The 14,535-nt window shown below is 63.3% G+C and carries 10 protein-coding genes and 1 pseudogene; 3 read left to right on the forward strand and 8 right to left on the reverse strand.

The window, feature by feature from the left end; genetic code table 11:
- The first annotated feature begins 175 nt into the window (after positions 1 to 175).
- On the forward strand, positions 176 to 376 hold the full coding sequence (locus BUB04_RS11440; RefSeq protein ID WP_073039588.1) for a (Fe-S)-binding protein: 201 nt from the start codon (positions 176 to 178) through the stop codon (positions 374 to 376).
- Between the two features lie 189 nt (positions 377 to 565).
- Here the strand turns inward: BUB04_RS11440 and BUB04_RS11445 are convergent, their stop codons facing one another.
- The 4 genes from BUB04_RS11445 to BUB04_RS11460 form a co-directional block, all read right to left on the reverse strand.
- Positions 566 to 1,558, reverse strand: coding sequence for a hypothetical protein (locus tag BUB04_RS11445; RefSeq protein WP_143156454.1), 993 nt, complete (start codon positions 1,556 to 1,558; stop codon positions 566 to 568).
- Between the two features lie 39 nt (positions 1,559 to 1,597).
- Positions 1,598 to 2,731 carry an SPL family radical SAM protein gene (locus tag BUB04_RS11450; protein WP_073039628.1) on the reverse strand — a complete coding sequence of 378 codons (1,134 nt, stop codon included), beginning with the start codon at positions 2,729 to 2,731 and terminating at the stop codon, positions 1,598 to 1,600.
- A 133-nt stretch (positions 2,732 to 2,864) separates the two neighbouring features.
- Positions 2,865 to 3,860, reverse strand: a complete 996-nt coding sequence (locus BUB04_RS11455; RefSeq protein WP_143156455.1) for a ParB/Srx family N-terminal domain-containing protein — start codon at positions 3,858 to 3,860, stop codon at positions 2,865 to 2,867.
- A gap of 59 nt (positions 3,861 to 3,919) precedes the next feature.
- On the reverse strand, positions 3,920 to 4,819 hold the full coding sequence (locus tag BUB04_RS11460; protein ID WP_073039593.1) for a phosphoribosylaminoimidazolesuccinocarboxamide synthase: 900 nt from the start codon (positions 4,817 to 4,819) through the stop codon (positions 3,920 to 3,922).
- Between the two features lie 181 nt (positions 4,820 to 5,000).
- On the opposite strand from BUB04_RS11460, the gene BUB04_RS11465 reads away from it, so the two are divergent.
- Positions 5,001 to 5,831: a hypothetical protein gene (locus tag BUB04_RS11465; RefSeq protein ID WP_178371975.1), complete on the forward strand. Its 831-nt coding sequence runs from the start codon at positions 5,001 to 5,003 to the stop codon at positions 5,829 to 5,831.
- A complete protein-coding gene (gene tilS / locus BUB04_RS11470) occupies positions 5,831 to 7,348 on the forward strand; it encodes a tRNA lysidine(34) synthetase TilS (protein WP_073039597.1) in 1,518 nt (505 codons plus the stop codon). Before BUB04_RS11465 ends, tilS begins: the two co-directional genes overlap by 1 nt.
- Before the next feature lie 129 nt (positions 7,349 to 7,477).
- On the opposite strand, the gene fdhF is transcribed toward tilS, so the two are convergent.
- The 4 genes and pseudogenes from fdhF to BUB04_RS11495 all read right to left on the reverse strand — a co-directional run.
- A complete protein-coding gene (gene fdhF / locus BUB04_RS11475; protein WP_084076429.1) occupies positions 7,478 to 9,523 on the reverse strand; it encodes a formate dehydrogenase subunit alpha in 2,046 nt (681 codons plus the stop codon).
- Between the two features lie 215 nt (positions 9,524 to 9,738).
- Entirely contained in the window at positions 9,739 to 10,584 is an 846-nt protein-coding gene (locus BUB04_RS11480) for a 4Fe-4S binding protein (RefSeq protein WP_073039599.1), read from the reverse strand.
- Positions 10,585 to 10,723: 139 nt separating this feature from the next.
- Positions 10,724 to 11,128, reverse strand: a pseudogene (locus tag BUB04_RS18785) (hydrogenase iron-sulfur subunit); the annotation flags it as partial.
- Positions 11,129 to 11,171: 43 nt separating this feature from the next.
- Positions 11,172 to 14,535: FAD-dependent oxidoreductase (locus BUB04_RS11495; protein WP_073039605.1), on the reverse strand; the 3,364-nt coding region annotated here is incomplete at its 5' end.

Genomic DNA, 14,535 nt, shown 5'->3' on the forward strand with positions numbered 1-14,535 from the left:
TTAATGTTTCTGTGAGGTTCAGACTTATAGGTAGTGCACTCGTACCGATCGGCATCCGCCCTATCTCTGTTCCCGTTCGATCGCACGCTCCATGACATGAAACCTCCAATGGGGAAAACCGGCGGTAGGATGTGCCGCCGGATCTTCCAATCCACGAAGGAAGGAGGTGGCAAGCATGAAGCTTAACGTGGTCGAAATTCTTAAAAACCTTCCCAAGACCAACTGCAAGGAATGTGGGGAACCCACGTGCATGGCTTTTGCCGCTCGGCTGGCCAAAAAGGACATCGAACTAAAAGCGTGCCCCCCTTTGTTTACCAGTGAGTACGCAGCGCAACGGGAGGCCTTGGAAAACCTCCTGATGGGGGCCGTCGCATAGGAGCGGCACATCCAGCGGAAAGGATGCGGCAGTGGAAGCGGAACCTCGCACCGAGGGGCCTTCGGACACACCGGAGGCCCCAACTTTTTCGTGATCCGTAATCCGTGATTCAATCTCCCCCGACCCCCCTTTGGAAAAGGGGGGAGACCGCCTCCCGCCCTCCACGCCTCACGATTCACGATTCACGATTTACGGATCACGGTTTACGGAACCAAGTTTTTCCATGGCTTCCCGGGCAACGTCCGCCAGATCGGGGCCGGGGGCGTGTTCTTCCAGCCACCTTTCCAAGACCCTTATCCAGGACCGGTCGCCCGCCAGCCCGACGGCGTAGAGAATGTCCCCCTGAACCGATTCCGAAGCCGTTTCCATGCGCTCCCAGAGGGGCAAAAGATAGGATCGGGCCAGGTCCGGATGCGCTTCCGCCAGATCCTCCAGGACCACCAGGGCGCCCAGTCTCACCGACCATTCCGGATGGGTGAGAACATGGGGGAAGTCCTTCCACGCGTGTTCGGATCGACCCATGAGGCGGGCCACCTCTTGGGCCTTTCCTTCCTTGAGGAGGCGGATGGTGGCCGCCGCCGACAGCTCTCCGCGGTCCTGGCGGCAGACCACCTCCAGCACTTCCCGGATCTTCACGCGCCCCGTCCATCGGAAATCGTCCCCATACAGAAGGGTCGGCACGGCGCGAATCTCCAAAGAACGGGCTTCTTCAGGGAAGAGGGCGGCATCGATCACCCGAACGATCAAGCGGGGGGATGCGAAGGGCAGGGGAGCCAGATCGAAAAGCGTGTGGGCGCAATGGGGACACTGGGGAGTGATGTAGAGGGTCAGTTCCCTGGGGCTTTCCAAGGATTCCAGCAAGGGAAGCAGGTCCGGGGGAGCGGCCGGCGGCGTCTTCTGGGCGCTGAGGGCCAAGATTTCCAGAAAGGGCCTCAGTTCGGCTCCGGCCGGGACTCCATGAAAGATCCATCCGGAACCCACCAGGATCGCCGGAAGGTCGGGGAGCTCCCTTTCGGAAACCTCCACCGTCACTCCGGGAACCATGCGGGCCAGCTCTCGGGCGAAATCCACCAGATCCGGGCTTCTCTCATTCAGAGTCGTTTCCACGGTCAGACGGACGGGACCCGTCACATGGGCGCTCCACGCCCGCACCATTTCCTTTTCCCGCTCAGTCCATCTCACAACTCACCCCTTCCCACGACCCTTTCTCCTCGTCACTCATCACCCGCCACTCGTCACTCCTCCCATGACGCCCATCCGCATTCTCACGGCGTCGTCCAATATCCTGGGTAGCCCTCCTCTCTCCGCGGGTTCAAAGCCCAAGACTTTCCTCCATATCCACGGCCCTTCCATGCACAGGTAGACGCACAGGTCCGGATCCCAGGCGCGCAGGGCCTTCACCATCTCGGCGTAGAGTTCCAGTCGGATGTCTCGAAAATAGCGAAGTTTTCCGTCCAGCCCGCGGATGAACTCCCCAGTGGTGATGCGCGTGCGAGGGTGGTTCTTGGCGATAATGGCCTTCAGTTCCGGCATGAAGCGAAAGGCCCCCAGGCTGATCCACACCACCCGGGAAGGATCCACGGCGCGGAAAAGGGCCTCCAGGGTTCGACGGTATCCGTCGCGCCAACCGGGGTAGTCGATCAGGGGATCGAAGTGGAATCCCAGGTAGTAGCCCCACTGAGCGCATTTTCGGGCGGCTTCCAGGCGTGCCGTCAGAGACGCGGCCCTGGGTTCCTCCCGGCGGATCACGTCTTCGGCGTTCAGGGACCAGGAGATGAGGGTGTGTCCGCCGTGGGGCAGGTCTTTGAGCTGGTCCACGTGGGCGGTCTTGGTCTTGAGTTCCAGGACGGCATTGGGGTGGCGGGCGAACAGCGGCACCAGGTCCCGGGAGAGGCCCGTCCAGGGGTCCAGCAGCAGGGAATCGGTGAACTCTCCGGTTCCCACCCGGTGGAGCCGCTCGGGGTTTTGAGCCAGCGTTTCTTCCACCTCACGGAGCAGATCGTCGATGTTTCCGAAAAGCCTCAGGTTGGGCTGGTCCAGGTAGGCCTGAAGGATGCAATAGGTACAGTCGATGGTGCACTGGGTGCCGAAGTGAAGAATCTGGTAACCGCAGCAATCATAAACGCGGGTTCCGGGGCATGGCCTCCAGAACCGGCCCTTGAAGTGCACCACCTCCAGGAGGTCCCGAACCCGGGAGGAAGCCGGCGGGACGGAATCCACTTCCTGGAACCGGGCGTGGGGCAGCCGCTCCCGGAGCCTTTGGACCAGGGGGCTTCGGCGGACCGCCTTTTCCACCAAGACCGTGCGGATGGGCAACTGGGTCCTGAACGGCCCGGTTTTTTCATTGGGTTTCATGATCACCGCGCAATCAGCGGGCGGGGATAAACCCCGCCCCTACTCAACAGGTCCATCTACCTTCGATAGAGGCTGGCTTTACGCCCGCCCTTCATGGCCGCACCCTGAGGGAGAATCGTTCCATGGAGATGGGTCATTTCCGCACAACCCCGTGGGTCGAGGTCTCTTCAAATTCGTCCCAGATGGCCTGCATCCTCGGAGAACGGCAAAAATCCTTCGCCCATGCAATCTGGGCTTCCAGATCTTCGGGGTTCCTGAAACTTAGGCGCAGTTCCCATCTGTCGCCTTCCAGGTGCGGTGGAGGCGCGAGCACGGTCGTTTCGGGCAGTCGGGCCTCCTCGATTCGTTCCCGGAGGGCCTGGGTCTTCCGGTGGAGCCTGGGGTAGCGCCATCGGGCCACCAGGTCCCTGACGCGGGCGGTCTTTTCCCGGCGGTTCAGTTCGGGAGAGTCCGTCACCGCGGCCAGTTCCTCCCGTCGGAACAGTTCGTGGAGCGGGCAACCGTCACGCACGGCCACCTCCCGGATCCGCTCCAGGATTTCCATCTGGATGGATGCGCTGCAGCGCAGGGCATCCAGAAGGGCCAACGCGGCATCCCGGTCCCGATCGTTCCAGGAGGCCAGCAGATAGGCCGCCCTTTCCGAGACCACTTCCCGGGCGAGAAGCTCCCTGTGGTGGGCCGGCCATCGGCCCACCTGGATCCAACGCGACACCGCATCGTCCTTCGATGACAGACCCAGTGCAGGAAAAATCCTGCGGCGAAGCTCCTGCCCGGAAGCGAGGGGTGCGTACCGGGCGGCGATTTGCACCTTTTCGGCCAGGTTGAGATTCCCCCGGAAGATCTTATCCTCCAGGCGCCCCTTGAGGATCCGTGCTTCCGGGGTTTGGGGCGGATAGACCAAGAACCGGGTTTCCTCCACACCGCTTCGGCGCAACCACTCCATCCTCCGGAAACCGTCCACCAGAACGAATCGGCCGGATTCCCTTTCCCAGACCACCAGCGGGTGGATGAGCCCCAAGGTGTTCAGCGATCGGAAGAGAGCGGCATCGTCCTTGAAACCGGGAATGGCAAAGGCCGTGTCCTGGAAATCCACGTCCTCCAGCCGCACCGTCTTCCATTCCAGTTCCATGACCGCCACGCTCCCATTTCTTCGTTCTTTATCCCTTTACCTCTTTAATCCTTAATCCTCTAACCCTCCAATCCTTTCCCCGTGAGCCGCTCCAGGGCCTCCAGGTACCGGGCCCGGGTGTTGGCCACCACCTCGTCGGGCAGCTCCGGCGCCGGTCGCCCGTCCTTCCAGCCCGAGGCCACCAGGTAGTCGCGGAGGTATTGCTTGTCGAAGCTTTCCGGGTTGGATCCCACCTGATAGCGGTCGGCGGGCCAGAACCGGCTGGAGTCGGGGGTGAGCACTTCGTCGATCAGGATGAGTTGCCCGTCCAGAAGGCCGAATTCCAGTTTGGTGTCGGCCAGGATGATGCCCCGTTCACGGGCGTGGGCGGCTCCCTTTTGATAGATGGCCAGCGTGAGATCCCGCACCTTTTCGGCGAGATCCTTTCCGATGAGGCGAGCCATCTGGTCGAAGCTGATGTTTTCGTCGTGGGCACCCTTTTCGGCCTTGGTGGACGGCGTGAAGATGGGTTCCGGAAGCTGCTGGGCCAGTTGAAGCCCTTCGGGGAGGCGGATGCCGCACACCGCTCCGGTCTTCTGATAGTCCTTCCAGCCCGATCCCACCAGATAGCCGCGGACGATGCATTCCACCGGAAGAGGTTCCGCCTTGCGCACCCACATGCTCCGGCCGGCCAGGTCCTTCTCGTAGGGACGGCACACGTCGGGAAACCGGGTGGCGTCCGTTTCGATGAGGTGGTTGGGGACCAGGTCCTTGAAAAAGTCGAACCAGAAGGCGGATACCTGGGTGAGGATCTTCCCCTTGTCGGGAATGGGCGTGGGCATGACCACGTCGAAGGCCGAAATCCGGTCCGTGGCGACGATGAGAAGAGAGTCCCCCAGGTCGTAGATGTCCCGCACCTTGCCCCGGGAACGCAGTGTCAGGTTGGGAAAACGGGTTTCAAAGACGGCGCTTCCGTTCATATCCGATTCTCCTTCTCCTGTTTCATATGGTTTTTCTGCCCAGGCTGCTTACCAGCGCCCTCTTAACACAGATGCCTCCTTTTGCCCAAGGGCTTTGGGGATTCCAAGTTGACCCTGTTTGCGCCCCTTTGATAAGGTGCCCATAATGGTGTGAGTTCCCAGCAAGGCATCCGAGGTTCGAGTGAAGACACCCATGGGCACGAGCGACAAGAACGGCAGGAAGGCGTCCGGAGGCATCGCGGCGCTTTTCGATGACTTGGAACGCAAGGAACTTTTCCGAAAGTATCTGATCTTCCTGGCTTGGCTGGAAGTGGCCATTTTCGTGGGCTGCTGGATCTATCAGTTGGGAACCCGAGGCTACGACCGTTTCGGACCGGTGGAGATCCCCTTTCCCTGGAAGGTCTACTTTCTTGTGGCTTTTCTGGCTCCCGTGGCGGTGACGTTTCTCATCGGCACCATCGTGGTGGGATTCAACCGCTATTTCGGCGGGCATGGGGCTGGAGAAGGCGACGGCGCTGAAGATCCGGCCGGGACGTACGGCGGAAAGGACTACGGGGAAACCCGTGGGGTCGCCGCCGCCGTGAACTGGCTGCAGAAGCTCCCCTACCTGGGTCTTCTGGTGGTGCTGGCCGCCGGTATCGGGCTGGTCTACAACCTGGACGTGGTCCTGGACATCGCGGGCCGCGTGGGGGAACAGACGGTACAGCTCCTTCTCATGGCGGGAGGGGCCATCCTGGGTCTGGCGGCCTTCTTCGCTTTGGTCTATTTGGTCCTCAACTACAAGCTGCGCAAGCGCTCCATGGAGTACCAGTACAAAAGCGAGGTGGCCGAGCGCTACGGGCTCGTCATCCTGGAAGACAACACGGTGATCAACCGGGACGGGAAGCTCCTGGTTCGCGGCAGGAAGTGGAAGGACGCCGTCCCGTTGCTGGAAGCCCGAACGGAGCCGCCGCCTCCGGCATCGCCGAGGGAAAGCCTGCCCTCTTCGCCGTCGCCGGATCTCAACACCTGATGGACCGTCTCCATCCCTTCGAGAAGGAAACCGCCGCCCACATCCAGCGCCATGGCCTGTGCCTCCCCGGCGAAACGATCCTTGTCGCCGTTTCGGGAGGGCCGGACTCCACGGCGCTTTTTTGTGCCCTGCTGGCTCTCCGGCATCTTCTGGGATACGAGCGGCTGGTGGTGGCGCACTTCCATCACGGGCTTCGGGGTTCCGATGCGGATGCGGATGAAAGGTTCGTGGCCGAAGAAGCCCGGCGCGCCGGGTGCTTTTTCGTCTCCGGCCGGGAGGATGTGGAGGCCTACAGAAAAAGGCAAGGGCGGGGCCTTTCCCTGGAAATGGCCGCCCGGGAGTGCCGCCGACGTTTTCTCTTTGCCGAGAGGGAACGACTGGGGGCGCATCGGCTGGCCGTGGGACACACGGCGGATGATCAGGCCGAAGAGGTGCTGCTTCGCCTCCTTCGAGGGACGGGACCGGAGGGCCTTGCCGCCATGAGGCCCAAGACACCGGAAGGGGTGGTGCGCCCGATCCTTTGGGCGTCCCGCCGGGATGTGCTGGCCTATCTGGAAGACAAGGGACGGGGCTTCCGGGAGGATGCCACCAATCGGGAACCCATCTGCCGGCGCAACCGGTTGCGGTTGCAGGTCCTTCCCGCATTGGAAAGGATTTTCCAGGCGGATGTGCGGGCGCTTCTCTGCCGCCATGCGGAACTGGCCGCCCGGGATGCGGACTATTGGCGGTCCGTTCTGGCATCCTTGTGGGACCGGTGCGCTCTGGAAGCAACGGCAGGGAGGGTGGTGCTGGATCGGCGCATCGTGGCCCGGGAGCACCCCGCCGTGCGCGGTCGAATCCTTCGCAAGGCTCTGGAACATGTGGGCTTGAGCTGGGGCCTTTCCATGGAACACGTGGAAAACGTCCAACGCCTGGTGACGGACTCCCAGTCGGGCCGGGCGGTGGTGCTGCCCAAGGGGGTTCGGGTGGCCGTTGAAGGAAACCGCGTGGTGGTGGCCTCCGCCGGGGAAGCGCCTTTTCCTGGCGAAGCGCCGCTCCCGGAGCCCCTTCGGGTGGAGGGGCCCGGTGAGTACACGTGGGGGCCGTGGCGGATCCGACTGACGCGGGCGAAAGATCTCCCGCCGCCCGGTCCGGGCCGGGAACGCAAGATCCGGGAATGCGGACCCTGGACGGCCTACATGGATGCCGATGCCGTGGCGTGGCCCCTGCAAGTTCGGTCCTTCCAGCCGGGAGACCGGTTTCGACCCTTGGGCATGGAGGGGACCAAGAAGGTGCACGATCTCCTTGTGGACGCCAAGGTTCCCAAAAGCGAAAGGGCCCTTGTGCCCATCGTAACCGACCTCCAAAAGATCTGTTGGATCGCGGGCCGACGCCTGGACCATCGGGTTCGGGTGACGCCCGAGACCCGAAACACCCTCAAAATCAGCTGCCAAAAACTTCCATCGCTTGATTCGCCCGAAGAAGTACCTATTGGCGGCGACCGTTCCCGGGAGCTTGCCCTAGAATGCTGGGACTGAACCTTTTCTCGTCGAGCGGCCCGCCACTCCCACACCCCATTCCCGGCCTTTGCCGTCCGTTCGGGTCCATTCGCGGTTCTCTTTAAGATCAATGGGCTTTATCGGCCTGCTGGCCGGGCCGAGCGCCCCTCACTGCAAAGCCTTGGACACCGCCACGGCACTTACCTTGAACTCGGGGATCTTCGCCAACGGATCAAAGGCCTCTGCACTGGTCAGAATGTTGGCGGGACTCTCTCCAAAGTGGATGGGAACGAAGATCGTTCCGCGGCGGACCCGCCGCGTGAGGCGTGCCGGCGCTTCCATTTCCCCCCGCCGCGAGGAGACCCGGACGAGCTCCCCTTCCCGGATGCCCAGTTCCCGGGCGTCTTCCGGATGGATCTCCACGTAGCCCTCCCTTTGCTCCGCGTCCAGGCGTTGGGAGATGCGCGTCATGGTCCCCGTGTGGTAGTGGGCGAACATCCGCCCGGTGGTGAGCTGAAACGGGGTCTCTGCGGACGGCAATTCCGCCGGATCCCGGTGCTCCACGGCATGGAATTTCCCCAAGCCCCGAGAGAAGCGGTCCTTGTGGAGAAACGGCGTGCCGGGGTGATCCGGTGCGGGACAAGGCCACTGGATGCCGTCGATACCCAGCCGATCATAGCGAATGCCGCCGTAGAGCTTGGGGGCGAGCGAGGCGATCTCGTCCATGATCTCATGGGGACCGTTGTAGTCCATGGGGACGCCCATGGCCTGGGAGAGAAGGCAGAAGATGCGCCAATCCGGCAGGCTCTCCCCCACGGGCTCCACGGCCTGTCGGATCCGAAGGCAGCGGCGTTCGGAATTGGTGAAGGTGCCGTCCTTTTCCGCGCAGGAGGCTGCAGCCAGCACCACGTCGGCCACCTGGGCCGTTTCGGAAAGGAAGATGTCCTGCACTACCAGGAATTCCAGTCGTTTCATGGCATGGCGCAGGTGGTTCCAGTCGGGGTCACTCAGGCGCGGGTTTTCGCCGATCACGTAAAGGGCTTTCAACTTGCCGTCCATCATGGCCTGGGCCATTTCGGTGATGGTGAGACCGGGCTGGGGAGGGATGGGAACGCCCCAGGCCTCGGCGAAGCGGCCCCGCACCTCCGCGTCGGTTACCGGCTGATAGCCCGGCAGGACGTTGGGAAGTCCCCCCATGTCACAGGCGCCCTGCACGTTGTTCTGGCCCCGCAGGGGATTGACGCCGCCGCCGCGAACGCCCACGTTGCCGCAGAGAAGCGCCAGGTTGCAGACCGCCTTCACGTTGTCCACGCCGGTGGTGTGCTGGGTGATCCCCATGGCGTAGAGGATGGAAGCCGGTTTGCTCTTGGCGTAGAGCCGGGCCATTTCTTCGACCGCTCCGGCGGGGACTCCCGTCAGGGCCTCCACCCGCTCCGGAGTGTAGGCGAGCACCGATTCCGAAAACTCCTGGAAACCTTCGGTCCTCGCCCGGATGTAGGCCGCATCGTGCCAGTTGTTCACCAGGATGTGATACATCATGCCGTTCAACAGGGCGATGTCCGTGCCCAGCCGGTGTTGGACCGCCACGTCGGCATAAAGGCCCAGATGGATCCTTCGGGGGTCGGCCACCACCAGGGCCGCCCCCTTTTCCCGGGCCCGCAGAACCCGCGTGGCGATGAGCGGGTGGCATTCCGTGGTGTTGGAGCCGATCACGAAAAGGCACGCGCTCTCTTCCATTTCGGCGATGGAATTGGTCATGGCTCCACTTCCGAATGCGGCGGCAAGACCTACCACCGTGGAGGAATGTCAAAGCCTGGCGCAATGGTCGATGTTGTTGGTCCCCAGCGCGGTCCGGGCGAATTTCTGGGCCAGGAAGTTTTCCTCGTTGGTGATCTTGGCCGACACGAGCACTCCGATGGCGTCCGGTCCGTGCTTTTCCCGGATGTCCCCGAGTCTGTCCGCCGTGGTCCGGATGGCGCGATCCCAGCTCACCTTGTGGAACCGCCCTTCGGTTTTCAGGAGGGGCGCTTTGAGCCGAAGGGGGTGGTGCACGTAGGCATGGGCGTTCCAGCCCTTGATGCACAGCTTCCCCTCATTGACCGGATGGCTCTTCAGAGGCAGAACGCCCGTGATCCTGTCGTTCAGGACCTTGTAAAGAATCCCGCATCCGGTACCGCAGTAGGGACAAACGGATGGAACAAGTTTGTAATCCATGAGCTTCCTCCATGCCCGGTCCTCTAAGAGCTTGTCCGAGAATCGCTTTCCTGCTCAAGATGCAGGGGAGTTCCGTTCCTTTTGTAGCCGCGGGGCTTCAGCCCCGCGGGATAGAGCCATCGTAACCCCTTGAAGTGCCAGGCAGTACTCGACAGCCTATCCGACGCCTGAAGGTCCATCCGCAGCCCTAAAGGGCTGCGCTACGGAAAAAACGGTCATCCGGAACATCGTCGGACAGCCTCCCAGACCATCTCCCGGGATCGTTCGCCCGCAACCAGGCGCTCCAGTTCGCCGTCCCCCAGCGGGCCCCAGAGGAGGGGAACCGGCTCATGGCCCGGTACATAGCCGTACAGGTCGCGAACCAGGGCGCCCACCTTCCGGTACAAGGTCCGAAGGGGGATATCCACGGGGCAGGCCTCTTCACACAGCCCGCAATCGACACAACGGCCCGCCATATGAACCGCTCGTACCAGATGAAAGTGCGGGGCTTCCGCAGGCAGGCTTCCCGTCTCGAACAATTCCGGGTCCTGCAGAGTGCATTGGTCACAGAAGCACACGGGGCACACATCCCGGCAGCCGTAGCATTTGAGACACTTTTCCAATTCATGCATCCAGCGGGAAAAGCGCTCATCGGCCTCCCAGGTTTCCAGTTCCTCCAGGGGGCGCCCGCGCGGGATGCCGTCTCGGCGTTTTTGCGACCCGTTTTCGGGGCCGGCAAGGGATGAGCACACCACCCCCCGATGGAGGGGGGAAGGGCAGCAGGGTTCCTGCAAGAGAATGAGCCGTTCCCGGTCCAAGGCGTGCAAGGCCTGAAGGACGGTCACGGCCCTTTCCGTGCATGAACGCGCCAGCAGGCCCAGCCGGACGCGGGGGTCTTCCCGAAGGATCTCCACGGCGAGCTTTTCCAGGGGGTAGCGGTAAGGACCTTCCCGGAACGCTTCCAGCTCATGCAGGGCGTCCTTCCGGAAGACCCAGGGGATGGGATGACCTTCCACGGCTCGGTATCCCAGAAAGAGGTCCACGATGCCTTCTTCCAGCCATTGTTGAACGGTCTTACGCATCGCAACCTCCCATGCCTTCCCAAAGGAGAGACGTTTCAGGACTCACCCGGGCTCCGCTCCCCGCTTCCAGCACGCGGTCCGCGGTCTTCGGCTCCGGCGGAATCCTTTGCGCCTCCTCCATGAGTCTTCTTCTCACCGTGATGGGACTGGGGCCCATGGCTCGGATCTGTTCGGTGAAGTCCCAAACCACCTTGGCGAATTTCTGCGCCTCGGCCGAAGAGATCCACTCCAGCCGCAGCCGCCCTTCCAACCCCACAAACGCCAGCAGATCCTGCAGAAACCGGATCCTCTTCAGGGTGATGTGATTACCGAACCGGTAATGGCAATCGCCCAGGTGTCAGCCTCCCACCAGGATCCCGTCCGCGCCGCTCTGGAAGGCCCGAAGCAGATGGTGGGGAGAGACCGAGGCCGAGCACAAGACGCGAATGGGGCGGATGTGGGCCGGGTATCTCAATCGGCTCACCCCCGCCAGATCCGCGGCCCCGTAGGCGCACCAGTTGCACAAAAAAGCCAGGATTTTCGGCCGAAAAGCTTTCTCTTTCATGCCTTTTCTCCATGTGGGTCGTCGTCGGGGTGCCGGTGGCCGCTCAGGCGGCCAGGGCGGCCTTGATCTGGGCGACCATCTGCCTGTGAGTGAACCCTTGCACCTCGGGGGCTTCCGCGGGGCAGGCGGCGGCGCAGGCGCCGCAACCCTTGCACAGGGCCGGATTAACGCGGGCGGTCTCCGTGGTGTCGTCCCGTTGGATGGCTCCGAAGGGACAAATCTCCAGACAGAGGCCGCAGCCCGTGCACCGTTCCGGATCGATCCGACTGATGATGCCTCCCACGGTGACCGTATCCCGGGTGAGGACGCCCAAGGCCTTGGCGGAAGCGGCCAGGGCTTGGGCCACGCTCTCTTCCAGGGCCTTGGGATAGTGGGCCATGCCGCACAGGAAGATCCCTTCCGTCGAAAAATCGACGGGCCGCAGCTTCTGGTGCGCTTCCTGGAACCAGCCGTCTTTGTCGAGCGGGAGCTTGTAGATGCGGGCCAGATCCCGGTTGTCCGCCGCCGCGGCGCCGGCGGCCAGGCACAGCAAATCCGTTTGCCATTCCACCATGCGTCCGAGGATCGGATCGCGCACCTGGACGGTCAAAGCCCCGTCCTGGCGGCTTACCCGCGGCTTGTGGTCCGGGTCGTAGCGGAAAAAGAGCACGCCGGCCCGGCGGGCCTCCTGATAGGCCTCTTCCTGAAGGCCGAAGGTTCTCATGTCCCGGTAGATCACAAAGATTCGCATCTCCGGGTTTAGGGCCTTCAGTTCCAGGGCGTTTCGGATCGTGTGACTGCAGCAGACCCTGGAACAGTAGGGGTGGTCTTCGTCCCGGGAACCCACGCACTGGATGAAGGTCGCCGTGGAAAGGCTCCTGAGCGTCTCCTCGTCGCTTCTCAGCCGTTCGTCCAGTTCCAGGTTGGTGACGACGGCGGGATCTTCGCCATAGAGGTATTCTGCGGGTTTTTGCTCCCGCGCCCCCGTGGCGATAATGAGGACCCCGTGATCGAGGGTTCGGGTGGCTCCGTTTTCCCGGATCGTCGTGCGGAAGTTCCCCACGAAGCCTTCGGCTTCGGTAACGGCGGCGTTGAGGTGCAGTTGAATCTTCGGGTTGTCGAGCACCTCTTTTTTCAGCCGGTCCACGAAATCCGAAACGGGCTCCCCGCGCCACGTCTTGTAAAGCCGGAGGGCCGTTCCCCCCGGATCCCCTTTCTTTTCCACCAGGTGCACCGGGTAGCCGTGGGCCGCCAGGTTGAGGGCGGCCGTCATGCCCGCCACGCCGGCTCCGACCACGAGGGCCGCCGGAACCACGGGAAAGGCGGTGTCCTGAAGCGGCATGAGCAGGGTCGCCTTGGCCACCGCCATGCGCACCATGTCCTGAGCCTTGCGGGTGGCTTCCTCCTTTTCCTCACCGTGCACCCAGGAATCCAGGTTGCGGATGTTGGCCATCTCCAGCAGGTACTTGTTCAGACCCGCCTGGGCCAGGGTCTCCCGGAAGAGGGCCTCATGCGTCCTGGGAGAACAGGCGGCCACCACGATCCGATTGAGTCTATTTTCATGGATCACCTGGGTCATGCGCACCTGGGTGTCCTGGGAGCAGGTGAAGAGGTTGTCTTCCACGTGGACCACGTGGGGGAGGCTTCGCGCATAGTCCGCCACCCGGGCCACGTCCACCACGCCGCCGATGTTGATGCCGCAGTGGCAGACGAAAACCCCGATGCGGGGGGATTCCCGGGACACGTCCCTTTCGGCGGGCTTTTGGGGCACACGGGTCCGGCTGTGGCGCGCCGGCGCCAGAGCGGCTCCGGCGGCGGCAGCGGCAGCGGAAGCCTCCATGACGGACTGGGGGATGTCCTTGGGGCCCTGGAAGGCCCCGCACACATAGATCCCGGGCCGGGAACTGGCCACCGGCTCAAAGGACGAATGCTCGGCAAACAGGTGATCGTTCAACCGCACGTCCAGCCGCTCGGCCAGCCTCTTGGCCTCCTCGGGCGTCTCCAGCCCCACCGAGAGCACCACCAGGTCGAACACCTCCGAGGTGATCCGACCCTCCTCGTCCACGTAGTGGATCTCCAGATCCCCGCCCGTTCCGGGCACCTCCTCGATGCTGTGCACCCGCGAGCGGATGAACCGCACCCCGTGCTCTTCCCTCGCCCGGTTGTAGTAGCGCTCGAAGTCCTTCCCGTGGGTGCGCATGTCCATGAAAAAGATCGTCGCCTCCAGGTCCCTTCCCGCATGCTCCTTGGCGATCACCGCCTCCTTGATGGCGTACATGCAGCACACCCCGGAACAATACGCGTGGTCGCAGTGGTGGATGTCCCGCGAGCCCACGCACTGGAGCCAGGCGATCTTTTTCGGCTCCTTCTCGTCCGAAGGGCGCACCACGTGGCCCATGGTGGGCCCCGAGGCCGAAAGGAGCCGCTCGAACTCCATGGCCGTCAGGACGTTGGGAAGGCGGGTGTAGGCGTAGGTGTCGTAGACGGCCGGATCGAAGGGCTTGAAGCCCGGAGCGAGAACAATCGCCCCCACCTCCAGCTCCCGTTCCCTGGCCGCATCCTCATGGACCACCGCATCGGCCAGACACGCGTCCACGCACCGGTAGCACTCGGAACAGACCCCGCAGTCGAGACACCTCGCCGCTTCCCGCCGCACCTGCTCTTCCGTGAACCCCAGCTGCACCTCGTTGAAGTTCCCCAGCCGCTCTTCGGGCGAAAGCCGGGGCATGCGCTCCCGCGGGATCCGGTCATAGCCTTCCGTGGGCACGTCTTGGACCGGCTCCCAGGTCTTCTCCCGGCCCTCCCGGAGGTCCTCGCCTTGGATGAAACGGTGGATGGAAACGGCCGCTTCCTTTCCGGCCGCGATGGCCTCGATCACCGTGGCCGGACCCGTCACCGCATCGCCTCCCGCGAAGATGTCCGGATCGTCCGACTGGAGCGTCACCGGATCCACCTGGAGGGTCCGCCAGTCGCTCAGGCTGCAGGCGCATTCCGGGGTGAGGCACGCCCAGTCCGATTCCTGCCCGATGGCCGGGATCACCGCGTCCACTTCCATTATGAAGTTGGACCCTTCCACGGGCACGGGGCGGCGCCGCCCGCTGGCGTCGGGTTCCCCCAGCTCCATGCGCACGCACTCGATGGCCTTCACCTTCCCGTTTTCCCCCAGGATCCGAACCGGATTCACCAGCGTGTGGATCTCAATGCCCTCCTCGTGGCACTCCTCGATCTCCTCCTCGTTGGCGGGCATCTCCTCCAGGCTTCGCCGGTAGACGATGAAAGGCTTCTTCGATCCCGTCCGAAGGGCCGTTCGCACGCAGTCCATGGCCACGTTGCCGCCGCCCACCACGGCCACCCGGTCTCCCAGGAAGAGGCGGTTTCCCAGGTTCACTTCCCTCAGGAAATCCACGCCCGGATAGACCCCTTCCAGG

Source organism: Desulfacinum infernum DSM 9756, assembly GCF_900129305.1.
Taxonomy (GTDB): domain Bacteria; phylum Desulfobacterota; class Syntrophobacteria; order Syntrophobacterales; family DSM-9756; genus Desulfacinum; species Desulfacinum infernum.

Coding starts and splice junctions, on each gene's coding strand:
- BUB04_RS11440 (WP_073039588.1), top strand. CDS start 176: ATGAAGCTTAACGTGGTCGAAATTCTTAAAAACCTTCCCAAGACCAAC.
- tilS (WP_073039597.1), top strand. CDS start 5,831: ATGGACCGTCTCCATCCCTTCGAGAAGGAAACCGCCGCCCACATCCAG.
- BUB04_RS11480 (WP_073039599.1), bottom strand. CDS start 10,584: ATGCGTAAGACCGTTCAACAATGGCTGGAAGAAGGCATCGTGGACCTC.
- BUB04_RS11455 (WP_143156455.1), bottom strand. CDS start 3,860: ATGGAACTGGAATGGAAGACGGTGCGGCTGGAGGACGTGGATTTCCAG.
- BUB04_RS11450 (WP_073039628.1), bottom strand. CDS start 2,731: ATGAAACCCAATGAAAAAACCGGGCCGTTCAGGACCCAGTTGCCCATC.
- BUB04_RS11460 (WP_073039593.1), bottom strand. CDS start 4,819: ATGAACGGAAGCGCCGTCTTTGAAACCCGTTTTCCCAACCTGACACTG.